Raw genomic sequence first — 21,524 nt, 5'->3', positions numbered from 1 at the left:
CGGTTCTCCAGCTTGAGGCGACATCGACTTTGTACCGCGATGCTAGTCCTGTCCTGTGTCGCCGTTCGGGTGCGTCCAGTCACTGTTTTCTTGATCGATGCCGCCACCGGTCACGTTCGCGGCGAGTCGCGACAGCAGGCCGGCCAGTGTGGTGATCTCTTCGGCGCTGAATCCGGCTCGGAGCCGTTTGTCGTGGGCGATCGCGGCTTTGGCCAGGCGGTGGAAGACGGTTTCACCCTCGTCGGTGAGTTCGACGACATGGATCCGCCGGTTGTCCGGATCACGTCGCCGGGTGATCAGTCCTGTGTTCTCCATCGCGTTCAGGTGGTGGGTGAGGGTGGCGCCCTGGATGCCGACCGCGGCCGCGAGTTCTCGCTGGTTGGCGACGCGCCGGGTTTTGAGCGTGATGAGGATCTGCCAGACGGGCTGGGAGCCGCCTTCGGTGGCCAGGGCCTGGTCGAAGGCGCGCCCGACGGTCTTGGCGGTCTTGGCGAGGACGACGCCGATGGGTGCCGCGGTCGGTTTCTGCACGTCCCGCAGCATAGACCATGAATCTAAGGGTTTGACATCAAATCGTTCGATATCTAACGTTAGCGATATCGAACGAACGGAGGAAATCCCATGCGCGGTACAGAGAAAGAGATCCGCGACCTCGGGGCCCGCTGGGCCGACGCCGAGGTGCGCGGCGATACCGAAGCACTCGACGCGATGACCACGCCCGACTTCACCCTGGTGGGGCCGCTGGGCTTCGTACTCGGCAAACCGCGGTGGCTGGAGCGTTATCGCGACGGCGACCTGGTCACCGAGAAACTCGGCTGGACCGAGGTGGAGGTCCGCGACTACGGCGCCGCCGCCGTGTCCGTCGGAGTACACGCCCAGGAGGGCACACATCAGGGGCACCGCGTCGACGGCCGGTTCCGCGTCACCCATGTGTTCGTGCGCGACGGCGACCGCTGGCTCATCGCGGGCATCCACCTGAGCCCGATCGGCGGCCCACCGGCCTTCACGCGTCCCGAAGCCCCGGGAAGATGAGAGGGAACGTCATGCGTATCAGCGTCAGCATCACCGACTTCTCCTGGCCCGGCGGGCAGGCCGGGCTGGTCGACGGGCTCACCGCGGTCGCCGCTGCCGCCGACGAGGGCGGCCTGGACACTTTGTGGGTGGCGGACCATCTGCTGCAGACGGCGCCCGGCAGCGCTCCGGACTCGGAGATGCTGGAGGCGTACACGACCCTGGGGTATCTCGCCTCGGCGACATCCCGGATCCGGCTCGGCACGATGGTCAGCGCCGCGACCTTCCGCGCCCCGGCCCTGCTGGTGAAGGCGGTCACCACCCTGGACGTCCTCTCACGGGGCCGGGCCTGGCTGGGGATCGGCGCGGGTTACCAGGAGGACGAGGCCCGCGCGATGGGTCTGTCGCTGCCGCCGGTCGCCGAACGGTTCGAACGGCTGGAGGAGACGCTCCAGATCGCCGGCCGCATGTGGGACGGCGACACCTCGGCGTTCACCGGGCGCCACTACCGGCTGGAGCGCCCGGTCGGCAACCCTCCGCCGGTGCGACGGCCGAAGGTGCTCATCGGCGGGACCGGGCCGAACAAGACCCTGCGGCTCGTCGCCCGGTACGCCGACGCGTGCAACCTCTTCGACGTCCCGGACGGTGGCGCGACCGTACGCGGGCATCTGGACGTCCTCGCCCGGCACTGCGCGGATCTCGGACGGCCCATCGGGGAGATCGAGAAGACCATCGCGACCCGCCTGGCGCCGGGGGAGTCCTCAGTGGACTTCGCCCGCCGGTGCGAGGAGTTCGCGTCCTGGGGAATCGACCACGCGGTGGTGATCACCGCGGGCCCGTGGCGGCCGGATGCGGTGGCGGTGCTCGCCGAAGCCACGAGCCTCGCCGCCGCCTGATCGCGGTTGTCTTGGTGGAATCGTCAACGCCAGTTCGGCGGCCGCCTTTTCATATCGTGCGAACCGAATGGTGTTTTCCGGGGCGGCCGGTGTTTCCGGTCGCCCCGGAAAACGGTTACAGGCCATAAAACAATTTCATGAACCGATTGCCGGGACTGCTTCGTCCGATCGGCGGGCGGCGCCGTGAAGATCGTTTCGCTAACATGAGTCCGCCCAGTTCCCCGCCCCCGTGTGGAAGTTTTGGGAAGGACCCCATGCTCAATGCAGTAGTGGCCGCCGTGTCACTTTTCTCGTCGATAATAACACCGAACAGCTGGTCGCCGCCGCCGGGACCGCCGCCGGACCGCGTCGTCATCGACGTGGTCACCGTCAATGGCTCCGGCTGTCCGCCGGGTTCGTCGGCCATCGCCGTCGCCAGGGACAACAGTTCCTTCACCGTGACCTACAGCGAATACACCGCCCAGGTCGGTGTCGGCGCGAAACCGACCGACATCCGGAAGAACTGTCAGCTGAATCTCAACATCCACGTGCCGCAGGGATTCACCTACGGTATCGCGAGCGCCGATTACCGCGGTTTCGCCTCGCTCGAATCCGGCGCCAAGGGACTGCAGCGGGCGAATTACTACTTCCAAGGCAATTCGCCGACCGCGCACGTGAGTCACCCGCTCAACGGCCCCTTGTCGGACAACTGGCAATTCCGTGACGAGGCCGAAGGCGGCGTCATCGTCTACAAGCCGTGCGGCGAAGACCGAAATCTCAACGTGAACACGGAACTGCGGGTCGCCGCGGGCAGCTCGGATCCGAAGAAGACCACCAGTTTCATCACGATGGATTCGACCGACGGAGCGGTCAAGACCACCTACCACTTCTCGTGGAAGACCTGCCCGACCTCCTGACATCGCCAGGGTGACGGCCTGCTTCCCGCCTGGAAGAAGGCCGTCCCACCCGTGTCCGGTCCAGGGTCTTGGCCGTGCTGGACCAGGACGTCGCCGCTCGCTCGGCGGCCGGGAAAAGATCGTGAAGCTACCCTTGAATTCGCCCAGTTCCCCGCCGTGTGGAAGTTTTGGGAAGGATCCCATGCTCAATGCGCTGGTTGCTGCCGTAACGCTTTTCTCCTCGGTTGTCACACCGAATGGCTGGGTGCCGCCGCCCGCTCCGGCCGACAAGATAATCATCGATGTCGTGACCGTCAACGGGACCGGCTGCAGACCGGGTACCGCGGCTGTTTCCGTATCACCGGACAACACCGCGTTCACGGTCACCTACAGCGAATACACCGCCCAGGTCGGCGTCGGCGCGAAACCGACCGATCTGCGCAAGAACTGCCAGCTGAACCTCTATGTCCACGTGCCGCAGGGATTCACCTACGGTATCGCGAGCGCCGATTACCGCGGCTTCGCCTCATTGGCCGCGGGCGCCACCGGACTGGAACGGGCGAACTATTACTTCCAAGGCAATTCGCCGACATCCTACGTCAACCACAACCTGAAAGGCCCGGTCGAGGACAACTGGCAGTTCACCGACGAAATCGAAGTCGGCGCGATCGTCTACAAGCCCTGCGGTGAGGACCGGAACTTCAACATCAACACGGAATTGCGGGCCGCGGTCGGCACTTCCGATCCGAAGAAGACCACCAGTTTCGTCACCATGGACTCCACCGACGGCGCCATCAAGACCACCTACCACTTCTCCTGGAAACCCTGTCCCAAACCGAAGAACTGATCCGGTGCGGCGGCGGCCTTCTTCGAACCCGGCGAAGAAGGCCGTCAGCCTTTCCCCGACGGCGCTGGATCGGTGGCCTCCACCCCGAACGCGCGGCCCAGCGCGATCACCGTCTCGTCGAGATGCCCGAGACTGGTGAGCACCGACCGCGCCTGCGGATCGTCGATCCGGTCCGCCACCGGCGTGCCGTCGTCCCGGACCAGCGTCCCGTGCCCGGACCCGCCGGGAGCGCCGATCGCCTTCCCCAGCATGGCGATGTTCCCCCGGATCCGCCCGGTGAACAGCAGCAGCCGATCCGCCTCGTTCACCAGCAGCCCCGCCTGCGACCGCGCCGCGACATGCCGGGCGCGGAAGGCGATCGTCTCCACCGTCGTCAGCACATGCCAGCCGTAGTCACGGCGGCTGCTGAGGTTCACCGGATGGGTGAGCGGCTCGATCGTCGTGCGCACCTTGTCCACCGCCCTGTCCAGGTCACGCGACTTCTCGATGACACTCACGTTCTCCGCGCCGGACAACAGCCCCGCGGCCTTCGCCACGAACTCGTCCAGTTCGTCCAGCAACGACGAGACGTCGTCCAGCATCACCGCACGGGTGCGCACCGGCACGATCACCACCGCCGCCAGCACCCCGGCCGCCGCGCCCACCGCGGTCTCGGCGACCCGGATCCACAGCACCTCCAGGCTGAACGTCCCCAGCAGGCTGTAGAGCAGACCCAGCATGCTGGTGATGAAGAACGCCATGATCACCTGCGACACGCGCGCCATGTAGACCATGCCGAACACGCACACCAGGATCAGCGCCAGCGTCGCCGGCACACTGCCCGACACCAGCAGCGTCAGCACGAGCCCGCCGACGATGCCGATCAGCGTGCCGCCGAGCCGCCGGACGCCCTTCACGAACGTCGCACCCGCCGTCGACGAGCCGATGAACACCACGAACACCGTCAGGACCGCCCAGTACCACCGCTGGCTCGACACCAGCTCCCCGCCGAGGACGGCGAGCCCGCCGCCCACCACGGCCTGGATGGCGCTGCGGGTCTGGTTGTCGTAGGCGAACGCCGCCGACTTCCCCTCGTCGGGGTCTTCGGGATCGTCGGCGGTGTCGGACACGTCGTGTTCGGCGACCCGCTGCGCCCGTACGTCGGCCAGCGCGAGTTCGGCGATGGCCCGGCGGACCCCGTCACCCGGTGCGGCGTGCTCGTCGATCCGGCTGCCTTCCACCAGCATCCTGCTGAACTCTTCGGTCTCGCTGATCAGCGGCAGCTCCCGCGGGTCACGTTCGATCAGCGAGCGGAACCGCCGCAGCCGCGCGATCAGATCGTCCCGGACGTCCTCGCCGAGTTCCTCCGCGCAGGTGCGCTGCACGGTGATCGTCAGCCACTGCACCGCCAGCTCGACCTCGATCGCGCGGCGGCGGAGCCGGTTCGCCGAGTCCGCCCCCGCCACCTCGGGCGCGGTGTCCTCGATGAGCAGGACCGATTCGTGCAGCCGGGAGTTGGCGGTGCGGAGCCGTTTGCGGGTGCGCTCGCTGCCACCGACCGCGAGGTAGTCCTCGGCCGCCCGCACCACCGCCGCGAGCCGCGCCCGGAACGCCCGCCGGATCCGCAGGAACTCCGCGTCGGTACGCCTGCGCAGCAGGACGAACCGGACCACCGCGTTGGCCGCGATCCCGATCGTCAGCGCCAGCAGCAGCGCCGGGACCTGCTTCAGATGCGTCTGCAGGAACATCGCGAAGAAGAACAGGAAGAACGACAGCGATCCCAGCGCGATCCCGCGCGAGCCGAAGCGCTGCGCGTAGACCGCGACGAAGATCAGCAGCACGAACACGACGCTGTCCAGTGGCGGCACCGCCGAACCCACACTCGCCGCGGTGAGCGACCCCGCGCCGAGCAGCAACCCCAGCACCAAGGTCACCGCCTGCTGTCCAGGGGTGGCGTCGTTGACGGTGAAGGCGGACGTCATCGCGGCGATCGCGGCGACGAGCGTGACCGTGAGCGGCTGGTGGAACGGCAGGATGGCCAGTACGGCGACGACGATGCTGAGCACGGCCGAGAAACCGAGCCGGAGCCGGACCAGGCCGGGATCGGAGGCGACCAGACGATCGGTCGTGGCCTGGGTGATGCGGGAGATCATCGGGCGAGCAGCTCTCCTTGGGCGAGGGTGACCCGCCGGGCGGTGGACGAGGTGACACGAAGACGGTAACGGGCGTGCCTCGCAGGCTCCGCGAGGGCGAACGGCCGCGTCTGACGGCGCCAGCGGAACGTCTCACCCTCACGCTGGTCCAGCAGCACCCAGTGCTCGCCGTCGTCGGACCCTTCCAGCACCCACGACCGCGGATCACCCCGGCGGCTTCCCGAGGTCAGCGTGTACATCACCACCTCACGGGAACCGTCCTCGACCGGGAAGTCGATGACGAGCCCGCGTGCCGGGAAGGTGACCTCGGTCTTGGTGGTGTCGTCGAACAGGGCACCGGCTCCCGCGGTGATGTCGGTGAGCGGGCGCGGATCGGCCGGGACGGCGGGGGACCGGCCCCACTCCGACGGCTGTTCGCCCATCGTGAACTCCAGCACCGCGCCCCCGGCCAGCAGCGCGTGCGGGAGGGTGGTGCTCTCGTGCGGGCGTCCGTCGATCGTCAGCCCGTGGACGTACACGGTGTCCTCGGTGTTGCCGGGCGCCTTGACGACCAGGTCCTTCCCGTTCTCCAGATGGACGGTCGCCTTCGTGAACAGCGGCGAGCCGATCGTGTACTCGGGGCTGCCCATGGCCAGCGGGTAGAACCCGAGCGCGCCGAAGACGTACCAGGCGGACATCTCGCCGTTGTCCTCGTCACCCGGATAGCCCTGGCCGAGGTCGCCGCCGACGTAGAGCCGCCGCAGGACCTCGCGCACGATCCGCTGGGTCTTCGACGGCGCGCCGGCGTGGTTGTAGATCCAGGGAATGTGGTGCGACGGCTGGTTGGAATGCCCGTACTGGCCCATCCGGACGTCGCGGGCCTCGGTCATCTCGTGGATCAGCCCACCGTAGGAACCCGGTTTGCGGCCGGTCTCCGGTGTCGCGAAGAAGGTGTCCAGTTTGGACTCGAGCGCTTCGGTGCCGCCGTGCAGCGCGGCGAGCCCGGCGCCGTCGTGGGGGACGGAGAAGGCGGTGTTCCACGAGTTCGTCTCGGTGAAGTCGCCGCCCCACGCCTCCGGGTCGTACCCCTCGGCGGCGAAGTGACGGCTGCCGTCGCGGTTACGGCCCTGGAAGAAGCCGATCAGGTGATCGAAGTGGTTGGCGTACTGCTGTGAACGCTGCCGGAAGTACGCGGCGTCGTCGGGGCGGCCGAGTGCTTCGGCGAGATTGGCCAGGCCGAAGTCGTTGACGCAACCCTCCAGTGTCCAGGACAGGCCCTCATGGACCGACGTCGGCGTGAACCCGAGGAAGATCGACTCGTGCAGGCCCTTCCGGCCGACGTGCCGCCCGCGCGGGGTCACCGTCGCGTTCTTCAGCGCCGCCTCGTAGGCGGCCTCGACGTCGAATCCCCGCACCCCCTTGAGATACGCGTCGGCGAACGCGACGTCGGAACTGGTGCCGGTCATGAGATCGGCGTAACCGGGGGAGGACCACCGCGAGATCCAGCCGCCCTCGCGGTACTGCTGGACGAAACCGTCGATCATCCGCCCACACCGGCCGGGCGTGAGCAGGGCGTACGCCGGCCACGTGGTGCGGTAGGTGTCCCAGAAGCCGTTGTTGACGTACATCTCGCCGTCGACGATCTTCGCGCCTGTCCTGGTGCGGGTGCTCGGCCGCAACCGGCGGATGACCGGGCTCGCGTGGCGAACGCCCTTCGGCGTGTCCTCGTGCGCGGAGTTCGGATACAGGAAGAGCCGGTAGAGGTTGGAGTAGAACGTGTTCCGCTGATCCTCGGTCGCGCCCTCGATCTCGACGCGGCCCAGTACCTCGGCCCACCGCGCGCGGGCCCGCTCCCGGACCTGTTCGAAGGTCGTTCCCGGGGGGATCTCCAGGTCGAGGTTCCGCTTCGCCTGCGCGAGGCTGATCAGCGACGTCGCGATCCGCATTGTCACCTCACCCGCGGCGAACTCCAGGAACCCGGTCACCGTCCGCCACAACGGGCGGCGGATCTTCCCGCCGCGCTCGGCCGGGACGTCGAACTCGGCGTGCACGAACATCCGCCGCGCACCGGCCGACAGCCGGCTGCGGACCCACGTATGCCCCGTCATCACGCCGTTCGCCGCGTCGAGCCGCAGCCCGCCCCGGTTGCGGGCGTTGTCGAACAGCAGCCAGCCGCGCTCGCCTGGGAAGGTGAACCGCAGGATCGCCGCGTGATCCGACGGCGCGAGGTCGGCGGTGACGCCGTTGGCGAACCGGACACCGTAGTGATGCGGCCGGTCGATCTCGTCCTCATGGGAGAACGCCAGCGCGCGCCGGGCCCGGTCCGGTTCGACCGCGCCGATCCCCGGCATCACCTGGAAGGTGTGCCGGTCGCCCATCCACGGGCTCGGCTGATGCGACAACGCGAACGCCTGCAGGGCCGGGCGGTTCGCGGCGTCGTTGTGCCGGTGGTAGCTGTAGAGCCAGTTGGTGACGCCCGCGTCGGTGACCGGGGTCCAGAAGTTGAAGCCGTGCGGCACGGCCGTGGCGGGGGAGTTGTTGCCCCGCGAGAACTTGTCGCTGGAATGCGTGCCGCGGGTGGTGCGGACGTGCTCGACCGGTTCCCGGATCGCGACCGCGCGCTCGGCGATCCGGACGTCGTCCAGCCAGCCCGCGCTTCCGCCGCCGTCCGGGGGTTCGCCGATCAGGACGATCCGGGTGATCCGCCGTCCGGCGAAGCCCCCGAGGCGGCGGCGCACCAGGTTCCATTGATCGACGTACAGCGTCTTGTCCAGGCCCTGCGCGGTGGCGCTGAACCCGGCGGCCGTCCCGTCGGCGAACTCGACGTCCAGCGTTACGAACGTGCTGCGGTAACTGGGGACGGCGTCGGGCTCGGCCTCGGGAAAGACCACATAGGACAGTTCGGTGTCGGCGGTGACCTCGACGTCCACCTCGAACAACGTCGCCCGGACGGTGCCCTCGAAGCGGAGGGCCCGCGCGCCGGTGAACCCGACACCCGGTTTCGCCGTCGGTGACGACCGCGGTCCGGTGCCCACACGCAGAGCCGGATCCACCGGCTGCGGATCACCCGCTTCGAAGGAGGAGAAGAACCCGGTGATCATCACCAGGCCACCGTAACTCGCCCACGGGAGCACGGCTCGGCGTGCCGCATCCAGAGGACTAAACGCGGGTCTCCAGGAATTCCTCGAACGTGCCCACGCCGGTCGCGTTCCCCGGCGTCAGGTTGCCGCCCGCCCGGAACGCCCGGGACGCCTTGCCCGGTAGCCACAGCGGCACGATCGGCTTCCGCCGCCCCACCGAACGCTGGTAGGCCCGGGCCAGGTCGCGGGCGGTCCGCACCTCCGGGCCGCCCAGATCCGGCACCCGCCCCGACGGCTCACCGCACGCCAGCGCGACCAGCCTCGCCGCGACGTCGCCGGTGCTGACCGGCTGGAACCGGAACCCGGACGGCATGAACGTCACCGGCAGCCACCGCTGCACCGCCGACGCCCGCGCGACGAGTTCGTGGAACTGCGTCGCGCGCAGCACCGTCCACGGCAGACCGGACTCCTCGATCACCTTCTCCGAGGCCAGCTTCTCGTCGTAGTAGAAGAACCGGATCACGTCGATGCCGACGATCGAGATGTACACCAGATGCGGGCTCCCGGCCCGCCGCGCCGCCTCCACCAGGTTCCGCGTGACCTGTTCGTCCCCGCGACCCAGCGTCGACGCGCAATGGACGATCGCCGACACCCCGTCGACAGCCTCGGCGAGGCCTTCGCCGGTCCGCAGATCACACCGGGCCCATTCATGGGACACCTCGGGCGGACGCGGCCGACGGCTCATGACCCGGACCGCCACGCCGTCGTCCAGCAGCAGCCGCACCACCTCGCGGCCCAGATCGCCGGTCCCGCCGGTCACCAGAATCGGTTTCGCCACCTTGGTCCTCCGTTCTCGAGAGCTTCCGCCCTCAAGAACCGGCGGGCCACCCGGAATGTGACAGCTGCCGGGAGAGGAATGTGAGTTTGTCCGGATTCACGACCGTGCGGAGCCCGGCGATCCGGCCGTCCACCACCTCGAACCCGAGGATGCCGTACACAGCGCCGCCCGCCGTCCCGATCACCGCGGGACCGCCGTTGACCTCGCCGATCTCGATCGACACACCGGCCGCCCAGGTGAACATCCCGGCGAACAGGCGCGCGACCTTCGCCGCGCCGTGCACTGGACGCCGGGCCGCGGTGACCTTGCCGCCGCCGTCCGACCACGCCGTGACGTCGGCGGTGAGCAGCCGCTCCAGCCCGGTCAGGTCGCCGTTCCCGGCCGCGGCCAGGAAGCTCTCGACGAGCTTCTCGACCTCGTGCGGGTCCGGGGCCCGCCGCTCGTGCGGCCGGGCGAGATCCCGCCGGGCCCGGCTGTGCAGCTGACGCGAGTTGACCTCGGAGATGTCGAGGATCGCGGCGATCTCGCGATGGCTGTAGGCGAAGGCCTCCTTCAGCACGAACACCGCCCGCTCGACCGGGCTGAGCTGCTCCAGCAGCACCAGCATCGCCAACGACACCGAATCCCGCTGCTCCGCGGTCTCCAGCGGACCGAGCACGTCGTCGGAGGTCAGCACGGGTTCGGGCAGCCACGGCCCCACATACCGCTCGCGCTGCGCCCTCGCCGAGGTCAGCCGGTTCAAGCAGAGATTGGTGACCACCTTCGCCAGCCACGCCCTCGGCGACGCGATCGACTCGTGCTCGGCGCCCGCCCACCGCAGGTAGGCGTCCTGGACGGCGTCCTCCGCCTCCGCCGCCGAACCGAGGAGCCGGTACGCGAGCCCGAACATGACCGGCCGCAGCCGCTCGAATTCCGTGACCTGGTCCATCAACACTCCCGAGGGCCCACGGAAGCCTCGTCGATGACGAAACCGTCGATCTTCAAGCCGCTTCCACCCCGATTCCCCTCAGGCACGCGAGCACCCCTACGAATCCAGCCGAGTCCACTGTGGACGCCACCGCGTCCGGGTACCGCTCACCGGGATGGTCCGTACCTGATCGGCGCTGACGCCCACCATGATCGTATCGGTACGAAGGGAACGTCCACGTCACCACCAAGAGAGGGGTCTGGAGTGACGTCACGTTCGTCGCGTTCGCGTGCCTCGTTGTGCGCCGCGACCGCGATCACCCTGTTAGCGCTGATCACGGCGCCCGAAGCCGGTGCGGCACCGGCGTCTGGCGCCGCCCAGTCCACACCGTCCGTACCGGACAGGTCCGGAAAGGACGTCGATGTCCGTGACACGGCGAGAACCAGCCCGCGCGTCCTCGGCGCTCGATCCCGGCTCGCGGCGTCACGGGCGAACTCGGTCGCGAAGGCCCGTGCGGAACTGGGGAACCAGGCCCTGCTTGACTTCGACGAGCTGACCGGCACCCCCCGCGTCCTCGCCCGCACCGACGGGTTCCTCACCGGACCGAGCGGGAAACCGCCGCGCGACATCGTGCTGGACTACCTGCGCGAACGGGAAGGACTCGTCGGCCTCAGCGCGGACGACACCGCGAAACTGAACCTCCGCAAGGACTACGTCGACGTCGAAGGCACGCACCATCTGTCGTTCACCCAGGACGTCGGCGGGATCCCGGTGTTCGGCAACGGGCTGAAGGCGCACGTCACCAAGGACGGCAGGCTGATCCAGCTGGACGGCTCGCCCGTGCGTGGCCTCCCCGCCTCACTGGGCGCGGCCACCCTGGCGGCACCCGGCCCGGACGCCAAGCAGGTCGGCTTCCTCACCGCGGACGGGATCCGGCCAGCCTGGTACACGCTGGCCAAACCCTCCGTCGGCAAGATGTTCCAGGAGGTGACCGACGCCGCGACCGGCGCGCTGCTGTACCGCAAGAACCTGGTGAACCACGCCAATGACGCCGACGGCGCCAAGGGCCTCGCCTGGGAGGCAAGCCCCGGCCCGCAGAAGCAGGTGAACCTGACCCAGCGGGGCTGGCTGCCCGCCGACGCCAAGACCCTCGACGGCAACGTCGCGCACGTCGCCGCCGACGTCAACGGCGACCTGCAGTTCCAGCCGCAAGAAGAGGTCGGGCCCAACACCGACGGCACCTTCCGCTACCGGTTCACCGACTTCAACGCCGTCGTCGGCCCGCCGTGCTCGGTGAGCAGGCCGTGTTCGTGGGACCCCAAGACCCCCGGATCGTGGGCGAAGAACCGCGAACAGAACGCCGTCCAGGCACTGGCCTACGTCGGCAGCTTCCACGACCACCTGGCCTCGTTCCCGATCGGGTTCACCCGCGCGGCGGGCAACTTCGAGAAGGTCGACGGCGACGCCGTTCAGGTCCACACCCTGCTCGGCGCGCAGGAACCGGGCTACTACGACAACGCGTTCATGGGCACCCCGCCCGACGGGCAGGCCCCGACCATGGGGATGTTCCTGTTCCACGACCCCAGGGACCCGGGTGACCCGTTCCTCGCGGCGAACTCCGCGGACGACGCCACGATCATCCACCACGAGTACACCCACGGCCTGTCCAACCGGCTCGTCGTCGACGCACAGGGAAACTCCACCCTGAACACCCTGCAGTCCGGCGCGATGGGCGAGGCCTGGAGCGACTGGTACGCCTTCGACTACCTCGCCGGCCGGAACGCGGTCAAGGACACCCCGGCCCCCGGTGAACTCCTCGGCGGCGACTACGTCAGCAACGGCAAACCCCTCGCCCGCACCCAGCCGCTGGACTGCCCGGTCGGCGCGGGCGCGCCGCAATGCCCCGGCACCCCCGGCGCGGGTCCCGGCGGCTACACCTACGGCGACCTCGGTCGGATCATCGGCGCCCCGGAGGTCCACGCCGACGGCGAGATCTGGGCGAGCACCCTGTGGGACGTCCGCTCGGCACTCGGCGTGCAGCTGACGCGGGCACTGGTCACCCGCGCGATGGAGCTTTCCCCCGCGTCGCCGTCGTTCCTGGATATGCGGAACGCGATCCTGCAGGCCGACACGGTGATCAACGGCGGCCGCGCGCACGCCAAGCTGTGGAAGGCCTTCGCCGCCCGCGGCATGGGCTACTTCGCCGCGTCGATCACCGGCGCCGACACCGCGCCGGCGGAGGACTTCTCCACGCCGCCGCCCGCGGGAACCCCGACCGGGACCGTGACCGGCAAGGTCACCAACCGCGACGACGGCACCCCGATCGCCGGTGTCGCCATCCGGTTCGGCGGCCACGACTCCGGTTTCGGCGGCTCGCTGTCCGCGGTCACCGACGCCACCGGCGCCTACACCATCCCCTCGGTGCTACCCGGCACGTATCCGAAGGTCTACGCCTCCGGCGGCGCCGCGGACCCCGAGATCCGCGCGGTCTCGGTGCGCTCCGGTACCACCAAGGTCGACTGGGCGCTGCGGCTCAACTGGGCCTCCAGCGGCGCCGGTGCCGGCGTGACCGCGTTCAACGGTGAGGACTTCACCCAGTACGGCTGCGGGCCCGGCGACCTGACGAAGTCGTCCGTACTCGGCGGTGGCGGCTGGTCGACCGACAAGACCGTCCGGCCCGACGGCACGATCGAGACGCGGTTCGTCACGATCAAGCTCGGCAAGGCGGTCAACGTCAGCGCCATCGAGATCGACCCGTCCAACACCTGCGGCGACGACCCGCCCGCCGCGGCCAAGGACGTCACCGTCGAAACCTCGGTGGACGGCACGAACTGGGTCAAGGCGGGCAGCGGCGACTTCAAGCCCGCCGACCTGAACAAGCTCACCGCGCTCCAGCTCGCCCCGGGCAGCGCGACCGGGGTGCTGTTCGTGCGGCTGACCGTTTCGTCCAACCAGCTGGCGTTCTACCCGGACAAGGCCTGCTCGCCGCAGCCCACCACGGCCGGATGCCTGTACCTGGACGTACGGAACCTCGCGGTGCGGGGAGCGCCCGCGTGACGTGACGCAGGTGCCTCGTGAGTGGTAGTGACGGTTCTAACCGTCATTACCACTCACGAGTGGCCTAAGATCGCGGGTATCGGGGTAGAAACGTGCTCTCCGGACAGCACGCGCACACACGGTCTCGCATGAACCGTCACTCCTTCTTCGCGAAGGAGTTGTGCCGTTGCGTACCCATGTTCATCCCCGATCCCTGACCGAGGCGTGGCCTGCCCTGACCGGGCTCTCGGCCGTGTTCCTGTTCGAGATGCTCGACAACTCGATCCTCACCGTCGCGTTGCCGACCATCGGCCGCGAACTCTCCGCCTCGACGACCACCCTGCAATGGGTGACCGGCGTGTATTCCGTCGTGTTCGGCGGGCTGATGCCCGCCGCCGGAGCGGTGGCCGACAGGCTGGGCAGGCGCAAGGTCATGCTCACCGGACTCGTGCTGCTCGGCATCGCCAGCCTCGCCACGATGGCCGTCACCGCCGCGTGGCAGCTCATCGCCGTCCGGGCCCTCATGGGGGTCGCCGCCGCGATGACGACACCCGGATCGCTCGCGCTCGCGTTCCGCCTGTTCGACGAGGACGGCCTCCGCGTACGCGCGACCACCCTGATCTCGACCGTGGGCCTGGTCGGCCTCGCCGTCGGCCCCACCGCCGGCGGACTCGTGCTCGGCTTCGCGCCGTGGCAAGCGCTGCTGCTGATCAACGTGCCGGTCGCGACGTTGGCGTTCCTCGGCATCCGAGCGGGCATCCCCGCCGACGACCCCGCCGACCTGCACCGCGACCGGATCGACGTCGCGGGCGCCCTCCTGGGAACCGCGACGATCGTCCTGACGCTTCTCGCCCCCACGCAGTTCGTCGAAGCGGGCATCGCCTCGGCCCTGCCCTGGGTCACCACCGCGGCCGCGCTCGTCGCCGGAACCTGCTTCGTCCTCCGCGAAAAGACGGCGCGGAATCCCCTGATCGACCTGAAACTCCTCGCCGAACCGCTCGTGTCCAGCGGGCTGGCGCTGAAGGCCGCGGCCGGATCGGCGACCGCCGGGCTGAGCTACCTCGTGACGCTGCACCTCCAGTTCGGCCTCGGCTGGGCGCCCGCGCGAGCAGCGCTCGGGATGCTGCCCCAGGTCGTCGTCCTCATCGCCGGCGGCGCCCTCATCACCCCGCTGATCACCCGCGCCGGGTTCACCAAGGCCGCCTGGCTCGGCGCCGCCGCCGTCGTGTGCGGACTCGCCGTCTACACCGCGTTCGGCAGGCTCGGCTACGTCTGGATCGCCGTCGCGCTCGCCCTCGTCGCGGCGGGTATGCGCGTGGTCGGCGTCGTCGCCGGCACCAATGTCATGCGGGGACTGCCTTCGAACCGGACCACCATCGGGGCCGCGCTCGCCGACACCGCCGGCGAAGTCGCCACCGGAATCGGCCTCGCGCTGAGCGGCACGATCCTGGCGCTGGTGTACCCCGGCGCGCTGACGGCCGCGCGGGAGTCGGCCGACTTCCAGGAGGCGATCACCTACGCCGGGCTCGCCCTCACGTTGTTGTCCGCCGCGCTGGTCGGAGTCGGCATCCGCCGCGGCCGCCGTCCCGAATAGCGGGCAGGGGCTGAAGGACGCTTTCCCCGCATCACATGCGCTGAAGGGCCCTTTCCCCGCATGCGATGCGGGGAAAGGGCCCTTCAGCTCTACCGGGGGACTACAGCTTCGCGCACTGCCCGGCGGCCGGGCCGCGGACGGTGTTCTGCAGGTCGTAGTCCGTCGGAGCGGGGGAGTTGGCCGCGCACGCCAGAGGTCCGCCGATCGTGCTGGAGGTCAGCACCGGCCCCTTGTTGCCCGTCAACGCCACCGGCCCGCCGATCTCGGTCAGCTCGATCGACACCGGCCCGGTCGCCCCGGTGATCGCCACCGGACCGCCCACCTTCGTCCGGTCCAGCACGATCTGCGCCGCACCGTTCGCGGTCAGCGGACCGGAGATCGACCCGCCGCGCACGATCAGGCTCGCGCCCGGCGCCACCGACACCGGACCGGACACCGTCGCACCGTCCACACAGGTCACCCCGCTCTGGACGGTCAGCGGGCCCTTGCGCTCGCCGGTGACGGTCTGCGTGCACGCCGCGTCGGGCTTGCCCAGGACCTCGAACTCCGACAGCGACGCCTCCCCGCCCGTGGTCGCGGTGACCTCGAGCCGGTAGTACGCGTAGTGCGCGGGGTTCGCGATCTTGAACGCCCTCGTCTGCTGCCGCCACGCGAACTTCTGGTCGGCCCGCTGATCCGCGACCGCCCACGTCTTCCCGTCATAGGAACCCTTCAGCACCCAGCTCTTCGCGTCGCCCGCGCCCTTCCCGGAAGTCAGCGTGTAGTAGGAACCCGCCTCCTTCGTCGAAGGCACCTGGTACTGGATCGGCGCCGTGACCTTCGCCTCGGTCCGCGACGTGTTGTCGAAGAACGCCGCGTCCGCACCGGAGACCGGCTTGGTCAGGTCGTGCACCGGCGTCGGCACCGCCTCGCCCTTGGTGATCGACTTCGGCGCGTCGTCCGGGCCGGTACCCCACGACGAGGGGTTCGGGCCCATGTCGAAGTCGAGCGTGCCACCGTTCGCGATCGCCGCATGCGCCAGCGACGTCGAGGTCTGCGCCTTGCCGTTCACCTTCAGGCCCTGCACGTAGACGTTCTTCGCGCTGTTCTTCGGCGCGTTGACCACGATCTTCTTGCCGCCGGGCAGGTTCACGGTCGCCTTGGTGAACAGCGGCGAGCCGATCGCGTAGTCCGAGCTGCCGACCTGCAGCGGGTAGAAGCCCAGCATGCCGAACAGCCACCACGCCGACTGCTCGCCGTTGTCCTCGTCACCGCCGTAGCCCTGGCCCAGCTCACTGCCGACGTACAGCCGGGACAGCGCCTCGCGGACCTTCGCCTGCGTCTTCGACGGCTGACCCGCGTAGTCGTACATGTAGAGCGTGTGGTGCGCGGCCTGGTTGGAATGCGCGTACATCCCCATCCGGACGTCCCGCGCCTCGGTCATCTCGTGGATGACCCCGGGATACGTGCCGAACTTGAGCCCCTGCTCGGGCTTGGCGAAGAATTCGTCCAATTTGGACGCCAGCCCCGCCTTGCCGCCGTAGAGGTTCGCCAGGCCCTGTCCGTCCTGCGGAACGGAGAACCGCATGCCGTACGCGTTGGTCTCGGTGTAGTCGATACCCCAGACCTCCGGGTCGAACTGCTCCTTGCCCCGGGTGAACTTGCCCGCCGCGTCACGGCCCTGGAAGAAGCCCACACTCGGGTCGAACACGTTCACGTACTGCGTGGCCCGCTCGGTGAAGTACCCGTAGTTGTCCAGGTACTCCTGTTTGCGCGGGTCGTTGGCCGGAGCCTCGTCGTAGAGCTTCTTCGACATGTTGGCGATCGCGTTGTCGTTGACGTAGCCCTCGATCGCCCACGAGAACCCGTGATCCGCGGTGTTCGGCGCGTACCCGAGGAACGTGCCCTCGTCGATGCCCTTCCGGCCGACCGCGCCGTTGGGCGGGGTCACCGTGGCGTTCTTGATGGCGGAGTCGTACGCCGACTGGACGTCGAATCCCTTGACGCCCTTGAGATAAGCGTCCGCGAACGCGGCGTCCGAACTCGTGCCGGTCATCAGGTCCGCGTAACCGGGGGAGGACCAGCGCGAGATCCAGCCGCCGTCACGGTACTGCTGGACGAAACCGTCGACCAGCTTCCCGGTGGTGTCCGGGCTGAGCAGCGAATACGCCGACCACACCGTGCGATAGGTGTCCCAGAACCCGTTGTTGACGTAGAACTCGCCGTCGACCAGTTTCGCGCCGGTCTGGGTCGGGGTGTCCTGGCCGGTCTTCGGCGACACCGGGCTCGCGTACTTCTTCACCGGTTTCTCGACCGTGCCGACGTTCTCGAAACCCGAGTTCGGGTAGAGGAAGAGCCGGTACAGGTTGGAGTACAGCGTGATCAGCTGATCCTTCGACGCGCCTTCGACCTCGATGATCTTGAGCTTCTCGTCCCACGCCTTCTGCGCGGCGTCGCTCACCGACTCGAGGGTCGCGTTCGGGGCGACTTCCTGCTCCAGGTTCTTCTTCGCCTGCTCGACGCTGATCAGCGACGTCGCGATCCGCATGTTCACCGTCTTGTCGGCACCCGCGTCGAACCGCAGATAGCCGAGGACGTTGTCCCGCTTCTGGTCACCGGAACCCGTCGACAGCTTCGAACCGGCGGTCACCGGCTTGTCGAAGGTGGCGTAGACGAACATCCGCGACGCGCCCGCCGACAGTCCACTGCGGACATCGCTGTACCCGGTGATGGACCGGCCCGCCGGGTCGAGGGTGAGCCCGCCGTTGTTGTTGACGTTGTCGAAGATCAGGTTCGAATCCGCACCGGGGAACTTGAACCGGTACAGCGCCGCGTGATCGGTCGGCGCGACCTCCGCCTTGATCCCGTTCTCGAAGTCGACGCCGTAGTAGTGCGCCCGCGCCGTCTCGTTCGAGTGCTTGAACGGCAGCTTCCGCGCCTCACGGTCGGGATTCGGCACCCCGGTCGCGGTCGAGGGCAGGAACTGGAACGTCTGCCGGTCGGCCATCCACGGGCTCGGCGCGTGGCTCGCGGAGAACGCCTGCAGCGCCGGGAGGTTCTGCTCGTTGTTGCGCGAGTGGTAGGAGTACATCCAGCTCAACGTGCCCGCGTCGGTCGTGGGGATCCAGAAGTTGAACCCGTGCGGCACCGCGGTCGCGGGCATGTTGTTGCCCCGCGAGAACGATCCGTTCGACAGCGAACCGCGCGTGGTCAGCACGTTGTCGGACGGGCGCAGGCTCGCCGGCGGCGTCGGGGTCGCCGAGACCTTGATGTCGTCCAGCCAGCCCTGCAGCGAACCCGGCCCGTCGGCGTTGTCGTAGCCGACGAGGATCCTGTCGATCGTCTTGCCCTTCGCGACCACGCCGATCTGCGAGCGCACCAGGTTCCACTGGTTGGTGTAGAGCACCTTGCTCGCGCCCTGACCCTGCGGCGAAAGCCCGAAGCCGTACTGGTCGACGGCGCCGAGCTGGCTCAGGTACGTGCCGTCAGTGAACGCCAGGTCCACCGCGACGTTCGTGCTCGGGTACTTCAGGTCGCCGCGGATGAACTCCGGCTGCACCTTGTACGACAGCTCCGAGGTCGCCGCCACCGGGATGTCGACGTCGAAGATCTTGTTGTAGGACCAGCCGTGCCCCTGCGCCTTGTGGCTGCCGGAGTAACGGAACGCGCGCAGGCCGGTGAAGCCGACCCGGTTCTTGCTGGTGTACCCGCTGCCCGGGCCGCTGTCGGCGAAGCTGCGCATGTTCGGCAGCGCCGGGGGTGCCGGGTCGTCGTTGGCCAGCAGCAGCTCCGAAAGCTGCATGATCGGGCCGCCGTTGTTCTTGGTGACGTCGAGCCGGAAGTACCTGTACGCGGCACTCGCGGCCGCGAGGCGGTACTCCTTCGTCTGGAACGGCTCGCTGAACTTCTGTCCGGTCTGCTTGTCCAGATCGGTCCAGGACTTTCCGTCGGCGGAACCCTGAAGCGTCCAGTCCTGCGGGTTGCGGTTGTCGAAGTCGTTCGCCGAGGACAGCGCGTACCGCGTGATCGACGTCGGCTCCGACAGCGTGATCTGCGCCCAGCCGGTCGGGGTCCAGGCCAGCCACTTGGTGTCGGTCGAACCGTCCACCAGGTTCGACACGCCTTCGTTCGGGGTGTTCTCGCTGTTGGCCGACGTTTCGGTCACCTTGCCGCGGATGTCACCGGGGATGGTGGTGGCGTTCGCGCCGTCGACGCCGAACGCCTTCGGCTTGCCCGACGGATCGACGTCGACGGTGTCGCTCCACGTCGGCTGCGGTTCACCCGGTTCGAAGGAGGAGTAGAAGTCCGGTGGGATCTCCTCGGCCGCGGCGGTGGCGGGCAGGGCCACCAGCCCGGACGCCACGACCGTGGCACTCAGAAGGCTGCAGACCCAAGGTCTGACGCTTCGGGGCATCGTTGCACCAATGCTTTCTCGCGGGGGCATGCGGGGCGCCGCACAGGTGGGGGACCGGTGGCGCCCAGAGAGAAAAACTCGGGTGTGACATCGATGTCAAGACACCCGGACAAACCTGACCCGAACTGGACAACCTCCGATGTCGGCGAAACCTGGTGGACAACCCGCCGGGGCCGGGCCAGGGTGAATGGGCAACTGAAGCCGATCCGGGAAACTGGGGTGGGGAAATGCGGCGGTTGTCCATGCTCGGCGTGGCAGCGCTCATCACGGCAGGCTCGATACTCACAGCTCCGGCGGCCACCGCCGGCGAAACGACGTTCCGCCCGGTGCGCACCTGCGCCGATCTGGTGCGGACCTACGATCTCCCCGGCGCGGTCACGCACGTCGAGACCGCGACCGTGGTACCGGCGACGGCCACCGAACCGGAGAACTGCGACGTCCGCGGCCATGTCGAACCGGCGGTGCGGTTCCAGCTGCGGCTGCCGACCAAGACCTACGCGGGCCGCTATCTGCAGTTCGGCTGCGGCGGCTTCTGCGGCATGGTCAACACCCCGCCGTTCGCCGACTGCGGCCTTCCGCACGGTGGCGACGTCGCGGTCGCGGCCACCGACGACGGTCACGTCGGCAAGACCCCGTCGGTGTTCGATGACGGCAAGTGGGCCGAGAACGACCAGGCCGCCCGCGACGACTTCGCGTTCCGCGCGCCGCACGTGGTCTCGAAGGCGTCCAAACGCGTGATCGCGGCCTTCTACGGCGCCCCGCCGAAGAAGGCCTACTTCAGCGGCTGCTCCGACGGCGGCCGCGAAGCACTGCTGCTGGCGCAGCGCTACCCGCACGACTTCGACGGCATCGTCGCCGGCGCACCCGCCGGGTACTGGGGCCCGCTGCTCGGCGTCTACCAGACCTGGCTGGCCAGGGTGAACACCGGCGCCGACGGCAAGCCGATCCTGACCGCCGACAAGCTCCCGGCGCTGCACACCGCCGCGGTGTCCTCTTGCGACAGGTCTGACGGACTCACCGACGGCGCCATCGACGACCCGCGGACCTGCCGCTTCGACCCGGCCGCGATCGCCTGCCCGCCGGGCACCGACAACGCAGGCTGCCTCACTCCGGCCCAGGTCGAGGCGACGAAGAAGATCTACGCGCCGCCGACCGACGAACACGGCCGCAAGCTGTACCCCGGCGGCCAGACGGTCGGCTCCGAACTCTCCTGGTACGGCTGGATCATCCCGGCACCGGAGTTCGGCGGCGTCCCCGTCGCGCAGGCACTCGCCGACAACTACCTGAAGTACATGGCCTACCCGATCGGGACGCCGCATTCGTCGGTCGAGAAATTCGCCTTCACCGCCCGCGAATTCGACCGGCTGACCCCGGAAGGCGTCCGCTCCAACGCGATGTCGCCGGATCTCGGCGAATTCCGGCGTTCCGGCGGGAAACTCGTGATCTGGCACGGCTGGGCGGATCAGGCGATCCCGGCGGCCGGGAGCGTCGACTACTACCAGCGTCTCGCGCGTGCCAACGGCGGTCTCGCCGCTACGAGTAATTGGGCGCGGCTGTTCATGGTGCCCGGCCTCTACCACTGCGCGACCGGCGACAAGCTGACCGAGTACGACCCGCTGAAGGAACTGGTCTCCTGGGTCGAGCGCGGCGCGGCTCCGGACCGGACGATCGCCACCGGTCGCGGCGCCGACGGCAAGGTCTTCCGCACCCGGCCGGTGTTCCCGTACCCGCTGCAGGCCAAGTACGACGGCACCGGAAGCGTCGACGACGCGGCGAACTTCGTGCCTGTCCCGCCGTCGCGGCCTTCGCACGACGTCGTGAACTGGGCGGGGAACGATCTCTACGGCAAGGCGGGTCCGGTCGCTCCCTGAGGTGCTGGGTCGCGCTTGTGTCATGAGGGGTCCCCATAGGACGAAATTTGTCCTATGGGGACCCC

At 68.8% G+C, this 21,524-nt stretch carries 13 protein-coding genes; 7 read left to right on the top strand and 6 right to left on the bottom strand.

The window, feature by feature from the left end; genetic code table 11:
* Window positions 1-42 precede the first annotated feature (42 nt).
* Window positions 43-531 (bottom strand): MarR family winged helix-turn-helix transcriptional regulator, encoded by a 489-nt coding sequence (locus SD37_RS20930; protein ID WP_044856624.1) that lies wholly within the window; start codon window positions 529-531, stop codon window positions 43-45.
* 90 nt (window positions 532-621) lie between these two features.
* On the opposite strand from SD37_RS20930, the gene SD37_RS20925 reads away from it, so the two are divergent.
* The 4 genes from SD37_RS20925 to SD37_RS20910 all read left to right on the top strand — a co-directional run bounded on the left by SD37_RS20925 (window position 622) and on the right by SD37_RS20910 (window position 3,629).
* Complete coding sequence (locus SD37_RS20925) at window positions 622-1,032, top strand: nuclear transport factor 2 family protein (RefSeq protein ID WP_044856580.1); 411 nt, start codon at window positions 622-624, stop codon at window positions 1,030-1,032.
* 11 nt (window positions 1,033-1,043) lie between these two features.
* Complete coding sequence (locus SD37_RS20920; protein ID WP_044856579.1) at window positions 1,044-1,907, top strand: LLM class F420-dependent oxidoreductase; 864 nt, start codon at window positions 1,044-1,046, stop codon at window positions 1,905-1,907.
* Between the two features lie 254 nt (window positions 1,908-2,161).
* Complete coding sequence (locus SD37_RS20915; protein ID WP_044856578.1) at window positions 2,162-2,803, top strand: DUF4360 domain-containing protein; 642 nt, start codon at window positions 2,162-2,164, stop codon at window positions 2,801-2,803.
* 181 nt (window positions 2,804-2,984) lie between these two features.
* Window positions 2,985-3,629: a DUF4360 domain-containing protein gene (locus tag SD37_RS20910; protein WP_044856577.1), complete on the top strand. Its 645-nt coding sequence runs from the start codon at window positions 2,985-2,987 to the stop codon at window positions 3,627-3,629.
* Between the two features lie 44 nt (window positions 3,630-3,673).
* Here the strand turns inward: SD37_RS20910 and SD37_RS20905 are convergent, their stop codons facing one another.
* From SD37_RS20905 to SD37_RS20890, 4 genes are read right to left on the bottom strand one after another with little or no spacing between them, the layout of a single operon-like run.
* Window positions 3,674-5,761, bottom strand: a complete 2,088-nt coding sequence (locus tag SD37_RS20905; RefSeq protein WP_145926682.1) for an FUSC family protein — start codon at window positions 5,759-5,761, stop codon at window positions 3,674-3,676.
* Window positions 5,758-8,844, bottom strand: coding sequence for a GH92 family glycosyl hydrolase (locus SD37_RS20900; protein ID WP_145926681.1), 3,087 nt, complete (start codon window positions 8,842-8,844; stop codon window positions 5,758-5,760). Before SD37_RS20900 ends, SD37_RS20905 begins: the two co-directional genes overlap by 4 nt.
* Before the next feature lie 55 nt (window positions 8,845-8,899).
* On the bottom strand, window positions 8,900-9,658 hold the full coding sequence (locus tag SD37_RS20895) for an SDR family oxidoreductase (protein WP_044856575.1): 759 nt from the start codon (window positions 9,656-9,658) through the stop codon (window positions 8,900-8,902).
* A 31-nt stretch (window positions 9,659-9,689) separates the two neighbouring features.
* The gene (locus SD37_RS20890; RefSeq protein WP_044856574.1) at window positions 9,690-10,586 is read right to left on the bottom strand and encodes an RNA polymerase sigma-70 factor; all 897 of its coding nucleotides are present in this window, start codon (window positions 10,584-10,586) and stop codon (window positions 9,690-9,692) included.
* A gap of 243 nt (window positions 10,587-10,829) precedes the next feature.
* Here SD37_RS20890 and SD37_RS20885 point away from each other — a divergent pair, with 243 nt between their 5' ends.
* Complete coding sequence (locus SD37_RS20885) at window positions 10,830-13,622, top strand: M36 family metallopeptidase (RefSeq protein ID WP_044856573.1); 2,793 nt, start codon at window positions 10,830-10,832, stop codon at window positions 13,620-13,622.
* A 166-nt stretch (window positions 13,623-13,788) separates the two neighbouring features.
* Window positions 13,789-15,195 (top strand): MFS transporter, encoded by a 1,407-nt coding sequence (locus tag SD37_RS20880; protein ID WP_044856622.1) that lies wholly within the window; start codon window positions 13,789-13,791, stop codon window positions 15,193-15,195.
* Between the two features lie 100 nt (window positions 15,196-15,295).
* Here SD37_RS20880 and SD37_RS20875 read toward each other — a convergent pair whose 3' ends face one another.
* A complete protein-coding gene (locus SD37_RS20875; RefSeq protein ID WP_044856572.1) occupies window positions 15,296-19,588 on the bottom strand; it encodes a GH92 family glycosyl hydrolase in 4,293 nt (1,430 codons plus the stop codon).
* 227 nt (window positions 19,589-19,815) lie between these two features.
* Here SD37_RS20875 and SD37_RS20870 point away from each other — a divergent pair, with 227 nt between their 5' ends.
* Window positions 19,816-21,459, top strand: a complete 1,644-nt coding sequence (locus SD37_RS20870; RefSeq protein WP_044856571.1) for a tannase/feruloyl esterase family alpha/beta hydrolase — start codon at window positions 19,816-19,818, stop codon at window positions 21,457-21,459.
* The last annotated feature ends 65 nt before the right edge of the window (window positions 21,460-21,524 follow it).

The organism is Amycolatopsis orientalis, from assembly GCF_000943515.2.
Lineage (GTDB): Bacteria > Actinomycetota > Actinomycetes > Mycobacteriales > Pseudonocardiaceae > Amycolatopsis > Amycolatopsis orientalis.
This window is presented reverse-complemented; position numbering and strand designations above follow the sequence as displayed.